Here is a 20,765-nt window from a genome sequence, read left to right on the forward strand (position 1 = left end):
CAAGGCGCCAGTGCCTGTATGCTGCGCGGCCCTTTCGGGGCGCCTCATGCCGGATCGGCATAGGGCAGGCGACAGCGGCATTAGACACGCCTGGTTACGCTCTGGCAAAAGTGTAGCGCTTTGGTGCTCCTCGTCCTTTTCGAGCGCCGTTTCCGCAGCCTGAACGAACACCCCTCAGCTGGCGTCGCATGCGCTTCGCGCATCACGAGCCGGCACGGTGACGTTCGTCCCGAACTCAAGCCAACTAGAACAAAGGTGTCGGTACATGACCAAGCCCAAGCTCAGCCTCGCGTGGCAGATCCTCATCGGCCTCGTGCTGGGGATCGCCGTCGGCGCACTGCTCAACCACTTCAGCGCCGAGAAGGCCTGGTGGATCTCGAACGTTCTCAAGCCGGCCGGTGACATCTTCATCCGGCTGATCAAGATGATCGTGGTGCCCATCGTCATCGCCACCCTGGTGGTCGGCATCGCCGGTGTCGGCGACTCCAAGAAGCTGGGCCGCATCGGGCTCAAGACCATCCTCTACTTCGAGATCGTCACCACCCTGGCCATCGTCGTCGGCCTGTTCTTCGCCGACAGCGTGCAGCCCGGTGCCGGTATCGACCTGAGCACCCTGGGTACCACCGACATCTCCCAGTACCAGAAGACCACGGCGGAGGTGCAGCACGACCATGCCTTCATCGCGACGATCCTCAACCTGATCCCGTCCAACGTCTTCGCCGCGGTGGCCCGCGGCGAGATGCTGCCGATCATCTTCTTCGCGGTGATGTTCGGCCTGGGCCTGGGCGCCCTGCCGGAAGCCACCCGCGAGCCGGTGGTGCGGGTCTTCCAGGGCATCTCCGAGGCCATGTTCAAGGTCACCCACATGATCATGAACTACGCCCCCATCGGCGTCTTCGCCCTGATCGCGGTGACCGTGGCCAACTTCGGCTTCGCCTCCCTGCTGCCGCTGGCCAAGCTGGTGGTGCTGGTCTACGTCGCCATCGGCTTCTTCGCCCTCGGCGTGCTGGGCCTGGTGGCCAAGCTGTTCGGCTTCTCGATCCTGCGCATCATCCGCATCCTCAAGGACGAGCTGATCCTGGCCTATTCCACCGCCAGCTCGGAAACCGTGCTGCCGCGCATCATCGAGAAGATGGAGGCCTACGGCGCGCCCAAAGCCATCACCAGCTTCGTGGTACCCACCGGCTACTCCTTCAACCTCGACGGCTCCACCCTCTACCAGAGCATCGCGGCGCTGTTCATCGCCCAGCTCTATGGCATCGACCTGTCGCTGAGCCAGCAGCTGCTGCTGGTGCTGACCCTGATGGTCACCTCCAAGGGCATCGCCGGGGTACCGGGCGTTTCCTTCGTGGTGCTCTTGGCCACCCTCGGCAGCGTCGGCATCCCGCTCGAAGGCCTGGCCTTCATCGCCGGCGTGGACCGCATCATGGACATGGCGCGCACCGCCCTGAACGTGATCGGCAACGCCCTGGCCGCGCTGGTGATCGCCAAGTGGGAAGGCCTCTATGACGCCGAGAAGGGCGCCGCCTACTGGGTGGCCCTGCCGCACCTGAAGAGCACCGCCAAGGTCGAGGAACGCCCGCAGGCGACTCGCGGTGATGCGCTGCGCGACTGAGACCGGTACTTAGTGACAAGGAGCCCGGCCTTGTGCCGGGCTCCGTCGTTTCAGCGGTCGAGAATCGCCGCGTAGCCTTCGCGATAGCTGGGGTAGCGGGGCACCCAGCCCAGGGCCCGGGCGCGGGCGTTGCTGCATCTCTTGCTGCCGGCGCGGCGCAGCTGGGCCTCGTCGGACCAGACGTCGATGCCCAGGCGGGCCCGCAGCCAGTCGACCACCTCGTCCAGCGGCGCCGGATCGTCGTCGACGCCGAGGTAGAGCGCCTCCAGCGCGACCCCGGCGCGATCGCGCTCCAGCAGCAAGGCCAGCAGGCCGGCGGCGTCCTCGACATGGATGCGATTGCCGTACAGCGGTGGCTCGCGGCTCACCCGCGAGCCTTCGCGCACCTGGCGCAGCAGCGCCTCGCGTCCGGGCCCATAGATGCCGGTCAGGCGCACCACGCTGGCGGGCAGGCCGCTGCCCAGGGCCAGGTCTTCCGCTTCGCGCAGGATGCGCCCGGAGAACCGCGCGGATTCGGCCGGCGCGGTTTCGTCGATCCAGGCGCCGTCCTGCTGGGCGTAGACGCCGCTGCTGGAGACGAACAGCAGGCGCCGCGGGCGCTGCTCGCAGGCGGCCAGCCAGCCCAGCAGGTGGCGCAGGCCCTCGACGTAGGCGGCGCGGTAGCCGGCTTCGTCATGGTGGGTCGCGGCGGTGGCATAGACCACCTGGTCGAGGGGTTCGCGCGGCCAGGCGGCCGGTGGCGTGGCGTCGGCGAGATCGCCGGCGACCGGGAGCAGGGCGGCGGGGAGGGCGGCGACATTGCGCCTGAGGCCGAAGACGCGGTGGCCCTGGGCGACCAGTTGCAGGCCGAGACGGCTGCCGACATCGCCGCAACCGGCGATCAGGATGGTGCTCATCGGTGTTTCCTTCTGCAAAGGCCGGGACAGACGGCCAGGGTAGCCCCTGCGTAGCCGGGGTCCAACCGGTTAGGGCGCTCGCCTGCCCGTCGCGCTTGGCCGTTGATAGAGACAGCCGCTAAGATTGACCGGCAACCCATGGAATTTGACTATGACCCTGACTGAACTGCGCTATATCGTCACGCTCGCCCAGGAACAGCACTTTGGCCGAGCCGCCGAGCGTTGCCACGTCAGCCAGCCGACGCTGTCGGTCGGCGTCAAGAAGCTCGAGGACGAGCTGGGCATTCTGATCTTCGAGCGCAGCAAGAGTGCCGTGCGCCTCACCCCCACCGGCGAGGGCATCGTCGCCCAGGCGCAGAAGGTGCTGGAGCAGGCCCAGGGCATCCGCGAGCTGGCCCAGGCCGGCAAGAACCAGCTCAGCGCCCCGCTGAAGATCGGCGCCATCTATACCATCGGGCCCTATCTCTTCCCGCACCTCATCCCGCAGCTCAACCGGGTGGCGCCGGAGATGCCGCTGTACATCGAGGAAAACTTCACCCACCTGCTGCGGGACAAGCTGCGCACCGGGGAACTGGACGCCGTCATCCTCGCCCTGCCGTTCAGCGAGCCGGATGTCCTGACCATGCCGCTGTACGACGAACCCTTCTACGTGATGATGCCGGCGCGGCACCCCTGGACCAAGCTCAAGACCATCCCGCAGAACCAGCTCAGCGACAAGAGCCTGCTGCTGCTCGGCGAAGGCCACTGCTTCCGCGACCAGGTGCTGGAAGCCTGTCCGACCGTGCGCAAGCACGAGGAAAACAAGAATTCCACGGTGGAATCCTCGTCGCTGGAAACCATTCGCCACATGGTCGCCTCGGGCCTGGGCGTCTCGGTGCTGCCGTTCTCGGCCGTTGAGAGTCACCACTATGCGCCGGGGATCATCGAGGTGCGGCCCTTCGAACGGCCGGTGCCCTATCGCACCGTGGCCATCGCCTGGCGCGCCAGCTTCCCGCGGCCCAAGGCCATCGAGGTGCTGGCCGATTCGGTCCGGCTGTGCTCCGTGGCGCGGCCCGAAGCCAAGGGCGTCGTGCAGCCGGCATGAGCGAACTGGCCGCGACGCCGGTCACCGCCCTCAAGGGGGTCGGCGCCGCCCTGCAGGAGAAGCTCGCGCGGGTCGGCCTGGAAACCTTGCAGGACGTGCTCTTCCACCTGCCGCTGCGCTACCAGGACCGCACCCGCATCGTGCCCATCGGTGCCCTGCGGCCCGGCCAGGATGCGGTGGTCGAGGGGATGGTCGCCTCCGCCGAGGTGCTCATGGGCCGCCGCCGCAGCCTGCTGGTCCGGCTGCAGGACGGCAGCGGCACCCTGTCGCTGCGCTTCTTCCACTTCAGCCAGGCGCAGAAGGACGGCCTCAAGCGCGGCACCCTGCTGCGCTGCTATGGCGAGGTGCGTCCCGGCGCCTCGGGGCTGGAGATCTACCACCCGGAATACCGCGCCCAGGATGAAAACGCCCCGGCGCCTGTCGAGCAGACCCTGACCCCCATCTACCCGACCACCGAGGGCCTCACCCAGCTGCGCCTGCGCCAGCTCAGCGCCCAGACGCTGGAGCGCCTCGGGCCCGACTCCCTGCCGGACTGGCTGCCGCCGGAGATGGCCGCGCACTACCGGCTGGGTCCGCTGGCCGATGCCCTGCGCTACCTGCACCGGCCGCCGCCGGATGCCGACCTGGAAGAGCTCGCCGAGGGTCGCCACTGGGCCCAGGAACGACTGGTCTTTGAGGAGCTGCTGACCCACCAGCTGTCCCTGCAGCGCCTGCGCGAGACCCTGCGGGCGCAGCGTGCGGTGCCCTTGCCCGCCGCCCGGCGGCTACCCCAGCTCTACCTGGACAACCTCGGCTTCACCCCCACCGGCGCCCAGCAGCGCGTCGGCCGCGAGATCGCCTACGACCTGGCCCAGGGCGAGCCCATGCTGCGCCTGGTGCAGGGCGACGTGGGCGCGGGCAAGACGGTGGTCGCCGCCCTGGCGGCGCTGCAGGCCATCGAGGCTGGCTACCAGGTGGCGCTGATGGCGCCCACCGAGATCCTCGCCGAGCAGCACTTCCTCAACTTCCAGCGCTGGTTCGCCGCGCTGGACATCGAGGTGGCCTGGCTGGCCGGCAAGCTCAAGGGCAAGGCCCGCGCCAGCTCCCTGGAGCGCATCGCCGCCGGGGCGCCCATGGTGGTGGGCACCCATGCGCTGTTCCAGGACGAGGTCCGCTTCGCCCGGCTGGCGCTGGTGGTGATCGACGAGCAGCACCGCTTCGGCGTGCAGCAGCGCCTGGCCCTGCGCCAGAAGGGCGTCGACGGGCGCCTGGCGCCGCACCAGCTGATCATGACCGCCACGCCCATCCCGCGCACCCTGGCCATGAGCGCCTATGCCGACCTGGATACCTCGGTGCTCGACGAGTTGCCGCCGGGGCGGACTCCGGTCAATACCGTGAGCGTCACCGACAGTCGCCGCGAGGAAGTCGTGGAGCGTGTCCGCGCCGCCTGCCACGAAGGGCGCCAGGCCTACTGGGTCTGTACCCTGATCGAGGAATCCGAGGAGCTCACCTGCCAGGCGGCGGAGACCACCTACGAGGAGTTGCAGCTGGCCCTGGCCGAATTGCACGTCGGGTTGATCCACGGCCGCATGAAGCCGGCGGAGAAAGCCGCGGTGATGGCCGAGTTCAAGGCCGGCAACCTGCAGCTGCTGGTGGCCACCACGGTGATCGAGGTGGGGGTGGACGTGCCCAACGCCAGCCTTATGATCATCGAGAATCCCGAGCGCCTGGGCCTGGCCCAGCTGCACCAGCTGCGCGGCCGGGTCGGGCGGGGCAGTGCGGTCAGCCATTGCGTGCTGCTGTTCCACCCGCCGCTGTCGCAGATCGGCCGCGAGCGCCTGGCCATCATGCGCGAGACCAACGACGGCTTCATCATCGCCGAGAAGGACCTGGAGTTGCGTGGCCCCGGCGAGATGCTCGGCACGCGCCAGACCGGCCTGTTGCAGTTCAAGGTGGCCGACCTCATGCGCGACGCCCACTGGCTGCCGGCGGTGCGCGATGCCGCCCAGGAGTTGCTGGCGCGCTGGCCGAGCCATGCCGGTCCGCTGCTGGAGCGCTGGTTGCGCCATGGACAGCAATACGGCCAGGTGTGACAAAGCTTATACAGACGGCGCTACCTACGGAGCCGAATGGTTATACTCCAAGGCGTACGTGAGGAAGAAAATGCCATGACCGATGTAGCGCTCGCTTCGCCCGCCCCTGAAGTTCCCCCTTCGATCCAGCAGCTACTCGCCCAGTTGAATCTGGCCTATCGGCCGGTACCGGCGACGAGCCGCCAGCCGCAGGTGAATCGGGTGCACACGGTGCTCCTCAGCGACAGCGTCGGCATGCTGCTGGTGCTGCTGCCCGAGGATCAGTTGCTGGATCTGCGCCGGCTGGTGGAGTTCACCGGGCGGCAACTGGCGGTGGTGGCGCCGGAGCGGTTGCTGCGCACCCTGGAGCGCTACGAACTGGATGTCCTGCCGGGGTTGCCGTCGCTGACCAATTCGCCCTGCCTGTATGACGAGCGTCTGCTGGAGGCGCCGCGACTGCTGCTGGAGTCCGGTGAGCGCTCGCTGCTGCTGGAGGTGGAAACGTCTGACTATCGCCGCCTGTTGAGTCAGGCCACCGCCGGCAGCTTCGGCATCCCGGCGGCCGGTATCCAGCCGAATCTGCGCCATCCGGAGCGCGATGAAGCGGAAATTCTCCATGCGGCCACCGCCTTCACCGCACGCCGCATCCGCCAGCGGCTGGAAGAGACGCTGGAAATCCCACCGCTGTCCAAGACCGCGGAGAAGGTCATCAAGCTGCGCGTCGATCCCGATGCCACGGTGGACGACCTGGCCAACGTGGTGGAGACCGACCCGGCCCTGGCCGCCCAGGTGATCAGCTGGGCCGCCTCGCCCTACTATGCCGCGCCCGGCAAGATCCGCTCGGTGGAAGATGCCATCGTGCGCGTACTGGGCTTCGACCTGGTGATCAACCTGGCCCTCGGTCTGGCCCTGGGCAAGACCCTCAGCCTGCCCAGCGACCAGGCGCAGCAGGAGACGCCCTACTGGAAGCAGGCCATCTACACCGCCGCCCTGATCGAGGGCCTGGCGCGCTCCATGCCGCGGGCGGAGCGGCCGGAGATGGGCCTGGCCTATCTCGGCGGCCTGCTGCACAATTTCGGTTACCTGGTGCTGGCGCATGTCTTCCCGCCGCACTTCACGCTGATCTGCCGCCACCTGGAGGCCAACCGCCAGCTGGATCACCAGGTGATCGAGCATCACCTGCTGGGCATCACCCGCGAGCAGATCGGCGCCGCCCTGATGCGCTGCTGGGAAATGCCCGAGGAGGTGGTGACGGCGCTGCGCTTCCAGGGCGATCCGGAGTACCACGGCGAGCAGGCGGTCTATCCCAACCTGATCTTCCTCGCCGTGCAGCTGCTGCGCGGCGAGGGTATCGGCAATGGCCCGGCCCAGCCCATCCCCGACGAGCTCTATACGCGGCTGAACATAGAGCCGGCCAAGGCCCGGGAATGCATGCAGAGGATCCTCGGCGCGGAAGCCGCCCTGCGCGAGCTGACCGGCCAGTTCAAATGATCCCCTGAGCGCGGCGGACCGGCTGCGGCCGGATCCGCCGGCTGCCAGGCAACAAAAAACCCGCCGAGGCGGGTTTTTCGTCAAGGGGGCGACCAATTACTTGATCTTGCCTTCCTTGTACATGACATGCTTGCGCACGACCGGATCGAATTTCTTGATTTCGATCTTTTCGGGCTTGGTGCGCTTGTTCTTGTCAGTGGTGTAGAAGTGACCGGTACCGGCACTGGAAATCAGACGGATCAATTCACGCATGACGAATCCCCTTAGAATTTTTCGCCGCGGCTACGCAGCTCGGACAGGACGGTTTCGATACCGCGCTTGTCGATGATACGCATGCCCTTGGCAGAAACGCGCAGACGCACGAAGCGCTTCTCGGATTCTACCCAGAAACGGTGATGCTGCAGGTTCGGCAGGAAACGACGACGGGTTTTGTTGTTAGCGTGGGAAACGTTGTTCCCAGTAATCGGACCCTTACCGGTTACTTGGCAAACTCTCGACATGGCTCAGCCCTCATAAACCTCATGCCAAACCCGGCATGGGTTGGCCGCTTGTAACTGTATTGATTCCTGTTTTGACGGGAGCGCCGGCGAAAGCCGGGGACCTGAAGCGGCCATACCCCGAAAAAAGAGCGCTGTTTTATACCAGAAGCACTCGGCGATAACAAGGTGGGGCGACGGATGAAATCCCCGTGGAGCGGGCGCTGCGCGGCCCTCTCCGGAATGCCAACCGTTCGTCGGTCGGAAGCATTGTGACAGACGGACGGGTGGTCTAGTTTAAGGCGACTGAGAAAACCAAGCACATCCGCCAGGCGGTCGTCGGCAGGGCCTGTCAGCCCGCTGCCACGGAACAGTCCCACCGCCTGCCCACCCCGGATCCACAAGGAATCGTCCATGCGTTTCGCCGCCTTGCCTCTGCTCTTCGCGCCCCTGCTGGCCCAGGCCGCCACGCTCAGTGTCTGCACCGAAGCCAGTCCGGATGGATTCGACGTGGTGCAGTACAACTCCCTGACCACCACCAATGCCTCGGCCGACGTGCTGATGAATCGCCTGGTGGACTACGACGCCGGCGAAGGCAAGCTGGTGCCGAGCCTGGCCCAGAACTGGACGATCTCCACCGATGGCCTGACCTACGACTTCACCCTGCGCCCGGACGTGAAATTCCACCACACCGACTACTTCACCCCGAGTCGCAGCCTGAACGCCGACGACGTGGTGTTCAGCTTCCAGCGCATGCTCGACAAGGATCATCCCTGGCACGCGGTGGCCAAGAGCGGCTACCCCCATGCCCAGTCGATGCAGTGGCCCAAGCTGATCAAGAGTGTCGAGAAGACCGGTGACCTGGGCGTGCGCATCGTGCTCAACACCCCGGACGCCACCTTCCTGCCGACCTTGAGCATGGGCTTCGCATCCATCTATTCCGCCGAGTACGCCGACCAGCTGCTCAAGGCCGGCAAGACCGCCCAGCTCAACGACGAACCCATAGGCACTGGGCCCTTCGTCTTCAAGCGCTACCAGAAGGACGCCGTGGTCCGCTACGCGGCCAATCCGGGCTATTTCGCCGGCAAGCCCAAGCTGGATGGACTGATCTACGCCATCACCCCGGATTCGGCGGTACGCCTGCAGCGGCTCAAGCGCGGCGAGTGCCAGCTTGCCCTCTCGCCCAAGCCCCAGGACCTGCAGAGCGCCCGGGAGGACAAGAGCCTGCAGGTGCTGCAGACGCCGGCCTTCATGACCGCCTTCGTCGGTATCAACACCAGCCATCCGCCGCTGGACAACATCAAGGTGCGCCAGGCCATCAACCTGGCGTTCGACAAGCAGAGCTATCTCAAGGCGGTGTTCCAGGACACCGCGGTGGCCGCCGACAACGTCTATCCGCCGACCACCTGGGGCTACGCCAAGGACGTGCCGGCCTATCCCTATGACCCGGCCAAGGCCAAGGCCCTGCTGGCCCAGGCGGGCCTCAAGGACGGCTTCAAGACCACCATCTGGACGCGGCCCAGCGGCAGCCTGCTCAACCCCAATCCGCAACTGGGCGCCCAGATGCTGCAGGCCGACCTGAAGAAGATCGGCGTCGATGCCCAGATCCAGGTGATCGAGTGGGGCGAGCTGATCCGTCGCGCTAAGACCGGCGAGCACGACCTGCTGTTCATGGGGTGGGCCGGTGACAACGGCGATCCGGACAACTACCTGACCCCGCAATTCTCCTGCGCCTCGGTGCAGTCGGGCCTCAACTTCGCCCGCTATTGCGACAAGACCCTGGATGGCGCCATCGCCAAGGGCAAGACCCTGTCCGACCAGATGGCCCGGGCCACCGTCTACCACCAGGCCCAGCGCATCATCCACGACCAGGCGCTGTGGCTGCCGCTGGCGCACCCGACGGTGACGGTCCTGGCCAAGACCGGGGTAGAGGGCTACCGGCCCAGTCCCTTCGGCCGGCAGGACTTCAGCCAGGTCAGTGGCGGTCGCTGAGGCCGCTACGGGTGCTCAGGGGTGGGCGCGGCGGAACAGCGTCCACTCTTCGATTTCGTGACCATCGGCGAAATGACACATCCCGTACTGGTTGCCGTTGGCGTCCTGGCGGAGGTCCACGCGGCCACCCTGGCTGATGCAGTATTCGGACGCCGGATTGGCCAGCTGGTAGCCGTTGCGCGCCGGTTGCTCCTCGCGGGTACAGCCGGCGCCCAGCAGCAGGCTACCGAACAGGGTACTGGTGAGCAGGCAGGGGATGACGGCGCGCATGGGTGGGATTCCGCGGGGATGAAAACCCCACCCTAGGGCAGGCGAAGGCCGTTGGCCAGCCCGATGCGGTTGGATCGGGCTCACTGCCAGGGGCGCCCATCGGTGCGCTCCACCAGCTTGACCTTCTGCTGGAGGGCGGCGCGGGCCATCATGTGGGCGCTCACCGGCGCGGTGATGAAGAGGAACAGGGCGATCAGCAGTTCGTGCAGGCTGAGGCCGTCGCCCTGGACGCTGAAGAACAGCATCGAGGCGATGATGGTGCTGCCCACGCCCAGGGTGGTGGCCTTGGTCGGGCCGTGCAGGCGCATGAAGAAGTCCGGCAGCCGGTACAGGCCGATGGCGCCGATGAGGGCGAAACTGCTGCCGATGAGCAGCAGGGCGCAGATCAGGAGTTCGAGCCAGAAGGGCATGAGGGTAGCTCCTCGTTAATCGATGATTTCGCCGTGGAGCATGTGCTTGCCCAGCGCCACGGTGCCGACGAAGCCGGTCACGGCGATGAGCAGCGCCGCCTCGAAGAAGACGGCGGTGGCCAGCCAGATGCCGAACAGCACGATCAGCGCCAGCACGTTGATGTAGAGGGTATCCAGGGCCAGCACCCGATCCGGGATGTCCGGGCCCTTGACCAGGCGATAGACGTTGAGCACGGCGGCCACGCCCATCATGCCCATGCACAGCAGCGTCACGTAGGTGAGCATTCGAAGATCTCCTTGAGCGGGGCTTCATAGCGCGTCTTGACCTGGCGGATCACCTGCGCCTTGTCGTCGACGTCCAGGCCGTGCAGCAGCAGGGTCTTGCGATCGCCGCTGAGGCCGGAGGACACGGTACCGGGGGTGAGGGACACCACGCAGGCCAGCAGGGTGAGGAGGAATTCGTCCTCGATGTCGATGGGCACCTCGATGAAGGCCGGCTTGAGCTCCCGGGTGGGCCCCAGCACCAGGCGCGCGACGTGCAGGTTGGCGACGATGATGTCGTACAGCACTATCAGCGCGTAGCGCAGCAGCAGGCCCGGGCGCCGTAGCCGCGGAGCAGGGAGCAGGAAGTCCTGGCAGAGCAGCGGGATCCCCCAGCCGAGCAACAGGCCCAAGAGCAGTTGCCCCAGGCTCAGGCTGTTGTTGAGCAGCAGCCAGGTCAGGGTCAGCAACAGGGTGAGCAGCGGATGCGGCAGCCAGCGCTTCATGGGCCAACCCCCCGGACGATAGCGAAGTAGGGCGCCACGTCCAGCAGTTGCCGGGCGGTGTCCAGCACATAGCCGTGCAGCGGCGCCGCGGCGGCGACCAGTAGCGGGCTGCCCGCCAGCAGGCCGAGGGTGGCGGCGAGCTGGACGGGGTCGAGGCGCACGCCGAGGGCGGCGCCGTTGCTGCGCCAGAACAGCGTGGTGCCGGCGCGGGACAGGGCGATGAGCATGCCCAGGCCGCCGAGCAGCACCACCGGCCAGATGACCAGCGCCGGCCAGGCGGTACCGGTGGCCTGCAAGAGCATCACCTTGCCGAGGAAGCCGGGGAAGGGCGGCAGGCCGGCGACGGACACCGCGCCGAGGAAGAACAGGCCACCGAGCAGGCGCGGATTGCCCAGCTGCGGTCCGCTGGCGAGGGTATCGCCCTGGGGGCCGCGCTGCTGGGCGACCAGGTCCGCCAGCAGGAACAGGGCGCCGGCGATCCAGGTGCTGTGCACCAGGTAGAACAGCGCGGCGGCCAGCCCCGCGACGCTGCCCAGGGCGACGCCGCTGAGCAGCATGCCCACCGAGATCACCACCAGGTAGCCGAGCAGCGCCTTGAGGTGATGAGCCGCCAGGGCGCCGAACACCCCGGCGGCCAGGGTAAGGGCCGCCAGTGGCCAGAGCCAGGGCAGCACGAAGCCTGCCAGCGGGCCGGCGGCGCTGCCGAACACCAGCAGGAAGACGCGGACGATGGCGTAGAGGCCGACCTTGGTCATGATGGCGAACAGCGCCGCGACCGGGGCGCTGGCGGCGGAATAGGCGCCGGGCAGCCAGAAGTACAGCGGCAGGATGGCGCCCTTGAGGCCGAACACCACCAGCAGCAGGAAGCCCGCCGCGGCCAGCAGGGGTGCCTGCGCCGGATCGGCATTGGCCACCCGCTGGCCCAGGTCCGCCATATTGAGGGTGCCGAGCAGGCCGTAGAGCAGGCCGATGCCGATCAGGAACAGCGCCGAACCCACCAGATTGAGCACCACGTAGTGCAGGCCGGCGCGTACCCGGGCCGGGCCGGCGCCGTGCACCAGCAGGGCGTAGGAGGCGATCAGCAGGATCTCGAAGAAGACGAAGAGGTTGAACAGGTCGCCGGTGAGGAAGGCGCCGTTGATGCCCAGCAACTGGAACTGGAACAGCGCATGGAAATCCGGGCCGCGCTGGTCGTCGCCCCGGCAGGCATAGAGCGCCGCGCAGCCGGCCAGCACCGCCACGGTGAGCAGCATCAGCGCGGCCAGGCGATCCAGCAGCAGGACGATGCCGAAGGGCGCCGGCCAGTCGCCCAGGGCGTAGACCTCCAGGCTGCCGCCGCTGGCCCGCTGCAGGAGCATCCCGGCCAGCGGCAGCAGCGCCCAGGTGGCGAGCAGCGACAGCCAGCGGGCGGTGGTCGCCGACAGCCGCGGGCGCATCAGCAGGAAGGCGCCCGTGAACAGCGGAATCAGGATCGGCAGGATGATCAGGTGCTTCATCGGCGCGGTTCCTCGCCGTCCACGTGATCGGTGCGCAGCTCGCCCAGGGCGCGCAGCGACAGGGCGAGCACGAAGGCGGTCATGGCGAAGCCGATGACGATGGCGGTGAGTACCAGCGCCTGGGGCACCGGGTCGGCCTGCTCGGCGGCCTGGCCGATCACCGCCGGCACCCCGGTACGCAGCCGGCCCATGGCGAACAGGAACAGATTGACCGCATAGGAGAGCAGGGTGAGACCGAGCACCACCGGATAGAGCCGGGCCCGCAGCAGCAGGTAGACGCCGCTGGCGGTGAGCACCCCGAGGGTCGTGCAGAACAGGATTTCCATGTTAGAGCACCTCCTGGCTGGAGCCGTCCTTGTCCGTCTCGTCCCGGCTGACGTGGCCCAGGTTGGAGAGGATCAGGAGGGTGGCGCCGACGACGGCGAGGTAGACGCCCAGGTCGAAGATCAGGGCGGTGGCCAATTCGGTCTTGCCGATCAGCGGGATGGCGAAGTAGTCGAAGGCGGTGGTGAGGAAGGGTCGGCCGAACGCCAGGGAACCCAGCCCGGTGAGGGCGGCGATCAGCACACCGAGTCCGGCCAGGGTGTGGTAGCTGACGGGCAGGCGGCGCTGGGTCCAGGTCACGCCATGGGCGACGTACTGCAGGATCAGGGCGATGGCGGTGATCAGGCCGGCGATGAAGCCACCACCGGGCAGGTTGTGGCCGCGCACGAAGATGAAGGCCGACACCAGCAGCGCCAGCGGCAAGAGCACCCGGGCCACGTTGTTGAGGATCATCGGATGGCTGTCACGCGACCAGGGCGTGCCCTTGGGATCGACCAGCGGATGCGGCAGGTGCAGGTGCTTGAGCAGGCCGTAGACACCGGCCGCGGCGATGGCCAGCACGGTGATCTCGCCCAGGGTGTCGAAGCCGCGGAAGTCCACCAGGATGACGTTGACCACGTTGTAGCCACCGCCACCGGACACCGAGTTGGCCAGGAAGAAGTCGCCGATGCCGGTGTAGGGGCGGGTCAGCACGGCATAGGCCAGCAGCGCCACCAGCAACCCCAGGCCCCCGGCCAGCAGCACATCGCGCAGGCCGCGCAGGCTGCTGGACTCGATGGGGGTGCGGTCGGGCATGAAGAACAGCGCCAGCACCAGCAGGATGATGGTCACCACCTCCACCGACAGCTGGGTCAGCGCCAGGTCCGGCGCCGAATAGCGGGCGAACAGCAGGGACACGATCAGGCCCACGGTGCTCAGGGTCATCAGCGCCTTGAGGCGGTTGCGATGGAAGACCACCGTCAGCACCGCGGTCAGCATGAGGATACCCAGGCCCAGGGCGGTGAGCGGATCGAAGGGCGACAGCGCGACCGCGCCGCCAAGGGCATCGAGTCCGGACAGGGCGGTTATCAGCAACAGCAGGGTGGCGCAGAGCATCAGGGCGATGTAGGCCTGCAGCGAACCGCTCTCCAGGCGCCGGGTGAGCCGCCGGGCGAAGCCGATCAGCCGGTTCAGGGCATGCTCGAAGACCAGCCGGGCGTCCACGTCCGGCAGGCCCGCCTGCCAGCGGAACAGCGGTCGGCGGCAGGCGTAGACCACCACGCCGCCGACCATGGCCAGGATGCTCATCATCAGGGCGGTGTTGAAGCCGTGCCAGATGGCCAGGCTGTACTCGGGCAGGCTGCCGCCGAGGGCGGCGCTGGCGCCGACGGCCAGCAGCGGCGCCACGGTGTAGCCTGGCACTATGCCCACCAGCAGGCAGAGCAGCACCAGGATCTCCACCGGGATCTTCATATAGCGCGGCGGCTCGTGGGGCGGATAGTGCGGCAGGTCGCGCGGTTCGCCGTTGAAGAAGACGTCGTGGATGAAGCGCAGCGAATAGGCCACCGAGAAGACCCCGTAGAGCACCGCCACCGCCGGTACGATCCAGCTGAAGCTGCCGAACAGGCCGTGGTTGAGGGTCTCGTTGAAGAACATCTCCTTGCTCAGGAAGCCGTTGAGCAGGGGCACCCCGCCCATGGCCGCGGCGGCGACCATGGCCAGCACCGCGGTGTGCGGCATGTAGCGCCAGAGACCGGCGAGGCGGCGCATGTCGCGGCTGCCGGTCTCGTGGTCGATGATCCCGGCAGCCATGAACAGCGAGGCCTTGAAGGTGGCATGGTTGAGGATGTGGAACACCGCCGCCACGGTGGACAGCTGGGTGTCGAGGCCGAACAGCAGGGTGATCAGGCCCAGGTGGCTGATGGTGGAATAGGCCAGCAGCCCCTTGAGGTCGTGCTGGAACAGCGCCAGGATGGCCCCCACCACTAGGGTGGTGAGGCCGGTGAGGGTGACGATGTAGAACCACCAGTCCGAATCGGCCAGCGCTGGATAGAGCCGCGCCAGCAGGAACACCCCGGCCTTGACCATGGTCGCCGAGTGCAGATAGGCCGACACCGGCGTCGGCGCGGCCATGGCCTGGGGCAGCCAGAAGTGGAAGGGGAATTGCGCCGACTTGGTGAAGACGCCCAGCAGCACAAGGATCAGCGCCAGCGGATAGAGGGCGTGGCCGGTGATCAGCGGGCCGGCGGCGAGCACCTCGCTCAGCTCGAAGCTGCCGACGATATGGCCGATCAAGAGGATGCCGGCGAGCAGCGCCAGGCCGCCGCCGCCGGTGACGGTCAATGCCATGCGCGCGCCCTGGCGGGCTTCCTTGCTGTGGCTCCAGAAGCCGATCAGCAAGAAGGACGACAGGCTGGTCAGCTCCCAGAACACCATCAGCAGGAGCAGGTTTTCCGCCAGCACCACCCCCAGCATGGCGCCCATGAACAGCAGCAGGTAGGCGAAGAAGCGCCCGACCGGTTCGTCCTTGCCTAGGTAATAGGCGGCATAGAGGATCACCAGCAGGCCGATGACCAGGATCATCAGGGCGAACATCAGCCCCAGGCCGTCCAGCCGCAGGCTGAGGTTCAGCCCGAGGACGGGCAGCCAGTCGACCCGGTGCAGTACGACGGCGCCGTCCAGCACGGCGGGCAGCTGTCTGAGCAGCAGTGCCAGGGCCACGGCGGGGGCCAGCGCGGTCGCCAGGGCACAGGCCGCCCGGCCCCGGCGCCCGGCCAGTAGCGAAAGGAGTGTGCCCATGAAAGGCAACGCGATGATCAGCGCCAATAGCATGCCTGCATCCTGTAGCTCGCCGCCTCGCGGCGGTCTGGTCGACTGGCTTCCTCGATGCCTCTGGCGGCAATGCGCCTGCTCACCCGCAAGGTCGCCAGGACGGCGACGGGGGCGGCAGGCCACCCTCAAGGTTTCATACAAGAACCGGCGGTTTAATAACCTTCAGTGATAATAAGAGACAGACCACGAATTTCTAGGCCTATCTCCCTTACAAAATATTAGGAAACAGGCGCGGGGCGTCGTGCGCGGAATGCGGGCAGCCGGCAGCCACGTCCCAGGCATCGTTGAGACCCCTGGAACGGGCATTTGCTCAAGTCGGCAGGACGGGTTGCGCCCGGCGCCCGTCAGGGACGCGACGCCGGGGTGGAGAAGAAAAAGCCCCGACACGCCAAAGGAGCAAGAAACGCGTGCCGGGGGTAAGCGCCAGCGGTCAGAGCGCCGGCGCGGGGGAAGCCGTGGCCTGGGCGAGACGGGCCGGCTGGACATCCCAGCCACCGCCCAGGGCCTTGTAGAGGGCGACGATGCCGCGATAGAGCTCGATCTCGCCCTGGGCCTGCTGGTCCTCGGCGGCCAGGCGCTCGCGCTGGGCATCGAGCAGCACCAGGAAGTCGGTGCCGCCTTCGCGGTAGCGGATCTCCGCCTGGTCGGCGGCAGCGCGGCTGGCCACCGACTGGCGGATCAGCGCCGTCAGGCGCTCCTGGCGATGGCCGTAGTCGCTGAAGGCGTTGGCGCTCTCTTCTAGGGCGGTCAGCACCTGCTGCTCGTAGTTGGCCAGGGCCTCGTCGGAGCCGGCGCGGGCGCCACGCAAGCGCGCCCGCACGCTGCCCAGGTCGAAGGCCGGCCAGCTGATGCTCGGGCCGAGGCCCCAGGCGCGGGCGGCGCTGCTGCCGATCTGCGAACCGCGTCCGGCGGTGAATCCGAGGAAGCCGGAGAGGCTGACCCGCGGGAAGAGATCGGCCGTGGCCACGCCCACGTCGGCGGTGGCGGCGGCCAGGCGGCGCTCGGCGGCGGCCACGTCCGGGCGGCGGCGCAGCAGCTCGCCGGGATCGCCGATGGGCAGGCGCTTGGCGATGGCCGGCAGGGCCTTGGGCGAGAGATCCACGCTGAGGGCATCCGGGCGCTGGCCGAGCAGGGTGGCGATGCGATTGCGCGCGCGGGTGGCCTGGGCCTGGAATTCCGGCAGGCTGGCTTCGGTGGCCGCCAGCCGCGCTTCGCTGCGCTGCACGTCCAGGTCGCTGCCCATGCCTTCGTCCCTCAGGGTCACGGTCAGGCGGCGCGCTTCGCGCTGGTTGCCGAGGTTGTCGCGGGCGATGCGTTCGCGCAGCTGGGCGCCGCGCAGGTCGCCATAGGCATCCACCAGTTCGGCGATCAGGCTGACTTGCAGGGCGGCGAGGTCGGAGGCCGCCGCCTCGGCGCGGGCATCGCTGCCTTCCAGGGTATGGCGGACCCGGCCGAACAGATCGATTTCCCAGGCCATGTCCAGGCCCAGGTCGTAGCGGTCGCTGTTGACCCGCTCCTCGGTGAAGCCGGGCTGCTGGGCCTTGCCGAGCTGGCTGCTGGCGCGGCTGGTGACGGTCGGATAGAGGTCGTTGGCATCGTCGTCGCGCAGGGCGCGGGCGGCGCGCAGCCGGGCGAAGGCGGCGCGCAGCTCGCGGTTGCCTTCCAGGCTGCTGGCGACCAGGGCATTGAGGGTCGGGTCCTCGAACTGGCGCCACCAGAGCGCCTCGAAGCGGCCCTGGTCGTAGGCGCTGGGTTGCTGGCTGGCCTTGAGCTGGACGGGTGCCTGCTCAGGCGCCTGGTAGTGCGGGCCGACGGCGCAGGCGGAAACCGCCAGCGCCAGCAGCAGGGGAGCGAAGACCTTCATGCCTGGGCCTCCCGGGCGATGGCGGAACGGGCCTGGCGACGCTCCACGAAGGCGCGTACCAGGACAAAGAACAGCGGCGTGAGCAGCAGGCCGAAGAAGGTCACCCCGAGCATCCCGGAGAACACCGCGACGCCCATGGCGTGGCGCATCTCGGCGCCGGCACCGGTGGAGGTCACCAGCGGCACCACGCCCATGATGAAGGCGAAGCTGGTCATCAGGATGGGCCGCAGCCGCAGGCGGCAGGCCTCCAGCACCGCGGCGACGCGGTCCTTGCCGATGGCCTGCTGGTCCTTGGCGAACTCGACGATGAGGATGGCGTTCTTGCAGGCCAGGCCCACCAGCACGATCAGGCCGATCTGGGTGAAGATGTTGTTGTCGCTGCCGGCCAGGATCACCCCGGTGATGGCCGAGAGCAGGGTCATGGGCACGATCAGGATCACTGCCAGCGGCAGGCTCCAGCTCTCGTACTGGGCGGCCAGCACCAAGAAGGCCAGCAGCACGCAGAGCGGGAACACCAGCAGGGCGGTATTGCCGGAGAGGATCTGCTGGTAGGTCAGCTCGGTCCACTCGAAGGTCATGCCGTTGGGCAGCTCCTGCTTGAGCAGCCGCTCGATGGCCGCCTGGGCCTGGCCGGAGCTGTAGCCCGGCGCCGGCGCGCCGTTGATCTCGGCGGTGAGGAAGCCGTTGTAGTGCATCACCCGGTCGGGGCCGGCGGTGTCGCTGACCTTGACGAAGGTGGACAGGGGCACCATCTCGCCGCGGTCGTTGCGTACCTTGAGCTGGCCGATCTGCTCGGGCTCCAGGCGGAAGCGCTGGTCGGCCTGGACGTTGACCTGGAAGGTGCGGCCGAAGCGGTTGAAGTCGTTGGCGTAGACCGAGCCCAGGTAGGCCTGCAGGGTGTCGAAGATGGCGTCGATGGGCACCCCGTGGGTCTTGGCCTTCTCGCGGTCGATGTGGGCATCGATCTGCGGCACGTTGACCTGGTAGCTGGTGAACAGCGACTCCGGTGCCAGCTCCGGCAACTGCCGCGCCTTGGCCAGCACGCTCTGGGTCTGGGCATAGAGCTCTTCGTAGCCCAGGTTGCCGCGGTCCTCCACCTGCAGGCGGAAGCCGCCGATACTGCCCAGCCCCTGCACCGGCGGCGGCGGGAAGATGGCGATGATGGATTCCTGGATGGCGGCGAATTCGCCGTTCAGCTGCGCGGCGATGGCACCGGCCGACAGCGAGGCATCACGACGCTCCTCGAAGGGCTTCAGGGTCACGAAGACGATGCCGCTGTTGGGGCTGTTGGTGAAGCCGTTGATGGAAAGACCGGGGAAGGCCACGGTGCTTTCCACGCCCGGGTGCTTGAGGGCGATGGCCGACATGCGGCGGATGACCTCCTCGCTGCGGTCCAGGGTGGCGGCGTCGGGCAACTGGGCGAAGGCCACCAGGTACTGCTTGTCCTGCGGCGGCACGAAGCCGGTCGGCGTCTTCACCAGGCCCAGGCCGGTCAGGCCCAGCAGCACCACATAGAGCACCAGCACGATGGAGCCACCGCGCAGCACGCGGCGCACGGTGCCGACATAGCCGTGGCTGGCCTTGTCGAAGAAGCGGTTGAAGGGGGCGAACAGCCAGCCGCCGAACAGCCGGTCGAGCAGCCGCGAGAAACGGTCCTTGGGTGCGTCGTGGCCCTTGAGCAGCACCGCGGCCAGGGCCGGCGACAGGGTCAGGGAGTTGAAGGCCGAGATCACCGTGGAGATGGCGATGGTCAGGGCGAACTGGCGATAGAACTGCCCGGTGAGGCCGGAGATGAAGGCCGTGGGGACGAACACCGCGCAGAGCACCAGGGCGGTGGCGATGATCGGACCGGTCACCTCGCCCATGGCACGCCGGGTGGCCGCTACCGGATCGAGGCCGAGACCGATGTTGCGCTCGACGTTCTCCACCACCACGATGGCGTCGTCCACCACGATGCCGATGGCCAGCACCAGGCCGAACAGCGACAGCGCATTGAGCGAGAAGCCGAAGGCGTGCATCACCGCGAAGGTGCCGATCAGCGACACCGGCACCGCCGCCAGGGGAATGATGGAGGCGCGCCAGGTCTGCAGAAACAGGATCACCACCAGCACTACCAGGATGATGGCTTCGAACAGGGTGTGCACCACGGCCTCGATGGAGCCGCGGACGAAGATGGTCGGGTCGTAGACGATCTCGTAGTCCATGCCCTGGGGGAAGCTCTGCTTGAGCTCGGCCATCTTGGCGCGCACCTGGTTGGACAGGTCGATGGCATTGCTGCCGGGGCGCTGGAAGATCGGGATGGCCACCGCCGGCTGGTTGTTCAGCAGGGACCTCAGGGCGTACTGGTTGGAGCCCAGTTCGATGCGGGCGATGTCACGCAGCCGGGTGATCTGGCCGTCGCTGCCGGCGCGCACGATGATGTTGGCGAATTCTTCCTCGTCCACCAGGCGGCCCTGGGTGTTGATGGCCAGCTGGAAGCTGGTGCTGCCCGGCGCCGGCGGGGCGCCCAGGGCACCGGCGGCGACCTGGCGGTTCTGCTCGCGGATGGCGGCGACCACGTCGCTGGCGGTCAGGCCGCGCGAGGCCACCTTGTCCGGATCGAGCCAGACGCGCAGGGAATAGTCGCCCATGCCGAACAGCTGGACGTCGCCCACGCCGTCCAGTCGCGCCAGCTCGTCCTTGACGTTGATCAGGGCGTAGTTGGACAGATAGAGCATGTCGTAGCGCTGGTCCGGCGAGGTCAGGTGCACCACCATCGCCAGGTCCGGCGAGGCCTTGTCGGCGGTCACGCCGAGGCGCTGCACCTCTTCCGGCAGCTTGGGCAGGGTCCGGGTCACGCGGTTCTGCACCTGTACCTGGGCGGTATCCAGGTTGGTGCCCAGGGCGAAGGTGATGGTCAGCGTCAGCTTGCCGTCGGCGGTGGACTGGGACGACAGGTAGAGCATGTGCTCCACGCCGTTCATGGCCTGCTCCAGGGGCGCGGCGACGGTCTCGCCGATCACCTTGGGGTTGGCGCCGGGGAAGGTGGCGCGCACCACCACGGTGGGCGGCACCACCTCGGGGTATTCGCTGATCGGCAGCTGGAACAGCGAGATGGCCCCGCCGATCAGGATGATCAGCGAGAGCACGGCGGCGAAGATCGGCCGGCGGATGAAGAACGGGGAGAAGTTCATCGGAGCAGTCCTTGAGCGAAAGGCGTGCAGAGGCGCAGCCATCGC

The 20,765-nt window shown here is 67.7% G+C and carries 17 protein-coding genes; 5 read left to right on the forward strand and 12 right to left on the reverse strand.

Going from position 1 to position 20,765, the window contains the following annotated elements:
- Window positions 1-265: 265 nt before the first annotated feature.
- Entirely contained in the window at window positions 266-1,615 is a 1,350-nt protein-coding gene (gltP, locus tag FSV73_RS21640) for a glutamate/aspartate:proton symporter GltP (protein WP_145011320.1), read from the forward strand.
- A gap of 50 nt (window positions 1,616-1,665) precedes the next feature.
- Here the strand turns inward: gltP and FSV73_RS21645 are convergent, their stop codons facing one another.
- Window positions 1,666-2,511, reverse strand: coding sequence for an NAD-dependent epimerase/dehydratase family protein (locus FSV73_RS21645; protein WP_145011323.1), 846 nt, complete (start codon window positions 2,509-2,511; stop codon window positions 1,666-1,668).
- Between the two features lie 151 nt (window positions 2,512-2,662).
- Between FSV73_RS21645 and FSV73_RS21650 the strand changes: the two genes are divergently transcribed.
- The 3 genes from FSV73_RS21650 to FSV73_RS21665 all read left to right on the forward strand — a co-directional run bounded on the left by FSV73_RS21650 (window position 2,663) and on the right by FSV73_RS21665 (window position 7,137).
- Window positions 2,663-3,595, forward strand: a complete 933-nt coding sequence (locus FSV73_RS21650) for a hydrogen peroxide-inducible genes activator (RefSeq protein WP_145011326.1) — start codon at window positions 2,663-2,665, stop codon at window positions 3,593-3,595.
- On the forward strand, window positions 3,592-5,667 hold the full coding sequence (gene recG / locus FSV73_RS21655) for an ATP-dependent DNA helicase RecG (protein WP_145011329.1): 2,076 nt from the start codon (window positions 3,592-3,594) through the stop codon (window positions 5,665-5,667). Before FSV73_RS21650 ends, recG begins: the two co-directional genes overlap by 4 nt.
- A gap of 75 nt (window positions 5,668-5,742) precedes the next feature.
- Complete coding sequence (locus tag FSV73_RS21665; protein WP_186309311.1) at window positions 5,743-7,137, forward strand: aminoacyl-tRNA deacylase and HDOD domain-containing protein; 1,395 nt, start codon at window positions 5,743-5,745, stop codon at window positions 7,135-7,137.
- 96 nt (window positions 7,138-7,233) lie between these two features.
- Here FSV73_RS21665 and rpmG read toward each other — a convergent pair whose 3' ends face one another.
- A complete protein-coding gene (rpmG, locus tag FSV73_RS21670) occupies window positions 7,234-7,389 on the reverse strand; it encodes a 50S ribosomal protein L33 (RefSeq protein ID WP_007159904.1) in 156 nt (51 codons plus the stop codon).
- Window positions 7,390-7,400: 11 nt separating this feature from the next.
- The gene (rpmB, locus tag FSV73_RS21675) at window positions 7,401-7,637 is read right to left on the reverse strand and encodes a 50S ribosomal protein L28 (RefSeq protein ID WP_007159903.1); all 237 of its coding nucleotides are present in this window, start codon (window positions 7,635-7,637) and stop codon (window positions 7,401-7,403) included.
- A gap of 390 nt (window positions 7,638-8,027) precedes the next feature.
- On the opposite strand from rpmB, the gene FSV73_RS21680 reads away from it, so the two are divergent.
- Window positions 8,028-9,605 (forward strand): ABC transporter substrate-binding protein, encoded by a 1,578-nt coding sequence (locus FSV73_RS21680; RefSeq protein ID WP_145011335.1) that lies wholly within the window; start codon window positions 8,028-8,030, stop codon window positions 9,603-9,605.
- A gap of 15 nt (window positions 9,606-9,620) precedes the next feature.
- On the opposite strand, the gene FSV73_RS21685 is transcribed toward FSV73_RS21680, so the two are convergent.
- The 9 genes from FSV73_RS21685 to FSV73_RS21725 all read right to left on the reverse strand — a co-directional run bounded on the left by FSV73_RS21685 (window position 9,621) and on the right by FSV73_RS21725 (window position 20,720).
- Window positions 9,621-9,875 carry a putative hemolysin gene (locus FSV73_RS21685; protein WP_145011338.1) on the reverse strand — a complete coding sequence of 85 codons (255 nt, stop codon included), beginning with the start codon at window positions 9,873-9,875 and terminating at the stop codon, window positions 9,621-9,623.
- A gap of 80 nt (window positions 9,876-9,955) precedes the next feature.
- Window positions 9,956-10,285 carry a Na+/H+ antiporter subunit G gene (locus tag FSV73_RS21690; protein WP_140219308.1) on the reverse strand — a complete coding sequence of 110 codons (330 nt, stop codon included), beginning with the start codon at window positions 10,283-10,285 and terminating at the stop codon, window positions 9,956-9,958.
- A 15-nt stretch (window positions 10,286-10,300) separates the two neighbouring features.
- The gene (locus FSV73_RS21695; protein ID WP_140219306.1) at window positions 10,301-10,570 is read right to left on the reverse strand and encodes a K+/H+ antiporter subunit F; all 270 of its coding nucleotides are present in this window, start codon (window positions 10,568-10,570) and stop codon (window positions 10,301-10,303) included.
- A complete protein-coding gene (locus FSV73_RS21700; protein ID WP_145011341.1) occupies window positions 10,555-11,052 on the reverse strand; it encodes a Na+/H+ antiporter subunit E in 498 nt (165 codons plus the stop codon). Before FSV73_RS21700 ends, FSV73_RS21695 begins: the two co-directional genes overlap by 16 nt.
- Window positions 11,049-12,548, reverse strand: a complete 1,500-nt coding sequence (locus FSV73_RS21705; RefSeq protein ID WP_145011345.1) for a monovalent cation/H+ antiporter subunit D — start codon at window positions 12,546-12,548, stop codon at window positions 11,049-11,051. Before FSV73_RS21705 ends, FSV73_RS21700 begins: the two co-directional genes overlap by 4 nt.
- Window positions 12,545-12,874 carry a Na+/H+ antiporter subunit C gene (locus FSV73_RS21710; protein WP_145011348.1) on the reverse strand — a complete coding sequence of 110 codons (330 nt, stop codon included), beginning with the start codon at window positions 12,872-12,874 and terminating at the stop codon, window positions 12,545-12,547. Before FSV73_RS21710 ends, FSV73_RS21705 begins: the two co-directional genes overlap by 4 nt.
- A 1-nt stretch (window position 12,875) precedes the next feature.
- On the reverse strand, window positions 12,876-15,683 hold the full coding sequence (locus FSV73_RS21715; protein WP_145011350.1) for a monovalent cation/H+ antiporter subunit A: 2,808 nt from the start codon (window positions 15,681-15,683) through the stop codon (window positions 12,876-12,878).
- Between the two features lie 430 nt (window positions 15,684-16,113).
- Entirely contained in the window at window positions 16,114-17,547 is a 1,434-nt protein-coding gene (locus FSV73_RS21720) for an efflux transporter outer membrane subunit (protein ID WP_145011353.1), read from the reverse strand.
- Window positions 17,544-20,720 (reverse strand): efflux RND transporter permease subunit, encoded by a 3,177-nt coding sequence (locus FSV73_RS21725; protein ID WP_145011356.1) that lies wholly within the window; start codon window positions 20,718-20,720, stop codon window positions 17,544-17,546. The genes FSV73_RS21720 and FSV73_RS21725 overlap by 4 nt, the downstream gene beginning before the upstream one ends.
- Between the last annotated feature and the right edge of the window lie 45 nt (window positions 20,721-20,765).

It is taken from the genome of Pseudomonas oryzihabitans, assembly GCF_007665395.1.
GTDB classification, from domain to species: Bacteria; Pseudomonadota; Gammaproteobacteria; order Pseudomonadales; family Pseudomonadaceae; genus Chryseomonas; species Chryseomonas psychrotolerans_C.

Coding starts and splice junctions, on each gene's coding strand:
- gltP (WP_145011320.1), top strand. CDS start 266: ATGACCAAGCCCAAGCTCAGCCTCGCGTGGCAGATCCTCATCGGCCTC.
- FSV73_RS21645 (WP_145011323.1), bottom strand. CDS start 2,511: ATGAGCACCATCCTGATCGCCGGTTGCGGCGATGTCGGCAGCCGTCTC.
- FSV73_RS21650 (WP_145011326.1), top strand. CDS start 2,663: ATGACCCTGACTGAACTGCGCTATATCGTCACGCTCGCCCAGGAACAG.
- recG (WP_145011329.1), top strand. CDS start 3,592: ATGAGCGAACTGGCCGCGACGCCGGTCACCGCCCTCAAGGGGGTCGGC.
- FSV73_RS21665 (WP_186309311.1), top strand. CDS start 5,743: ATGACCGATGTAGCGCTCGCTTCGCCCGCCCCTGAAGTTCCCCCTTCG.
- rpmG (WP_007159904.1), bottom strand. CDS start 7,389: ATGCGTGAATTGATCCGTCTGATTTCCAGTGCCGGTACCGGTCACTTC.
- rpmB (WP_007159903.1), bottom strand. CDS start 7,637: ATGTCGAGAGTTTGCCAAGTAACCGGTAAGGGTCCGATTACTGGGAAC.
- FSV73_RS21680 (WP_145011335.1), top strand. CDS start 8,028: ATGCGTTTCGCCGCCTTGCCTCTGCTCTTCGCGCCCCTGCTGGCCCAG.
- FSV73_RS21685 (WP_145011338.1), bottom strand. CDS start 9,875: ATGCGCGCCGTCATCCCCTGCCTGCTCACCAGTACCCTGTTCGGTAGC.
- FSV73_RS21690 (WP_140219308.1), bottom strand. CDS start 10,285: ATGCCCTTCTGGCTCGAACTCCTGATCTGCGCCCTGCTGCTCATCGGC.
- FSV73_RS21695 (WP_140219306.1), bottom strand. CDS start 10,570: ATGCTCACCTACGTGACGCTGCTGTGCATGGGCATGATGGGCGTGGCC.
- FSV73_RS21700 (WP_145011341.1), bottom strand. CDS start 11,052: ATGAAGCGCTGGCTGCCGCATCCGCTGCTCACCCTGTTGCTGACCCTG.
- FSV73_RS21705 (WP_145011345.1), bottom strand. CDS start 12,548: ATGAAGCACCTGATCATCCTGCCGATCCTGATTCCGCTGTTCACGGGC.
- FSV73_RS21710 (WP_145011348.1), bottom strand. CDS start 12,874: ATGGAAATCCTGTTCTGCACGACCCTCGGGGTGCTCACCGCCAGCGGC.
- FSV73_RS21715 (WP_145011350.1), bottom strand. CDS start 15,683: ATGCTATTGGCGCTGATCATCGCGTTGCCTTTCATGGGCACACTCCTT.
- FSV73_RS21720 (WP_145011353.1), bottom strand. CDS start 17,547: ATGAAGGTCTTCGCTCCCCTGCTGCTGGCGCTGGCGGTTTCCGCCTGC.
- FSV73_RS21725 (WP_145011356.1), bottom strand. CDS start 20,720: ATGAACTTCTCCCCGTTCTTCATCCGCCGGCCGATCTTCGCCGCCGTG.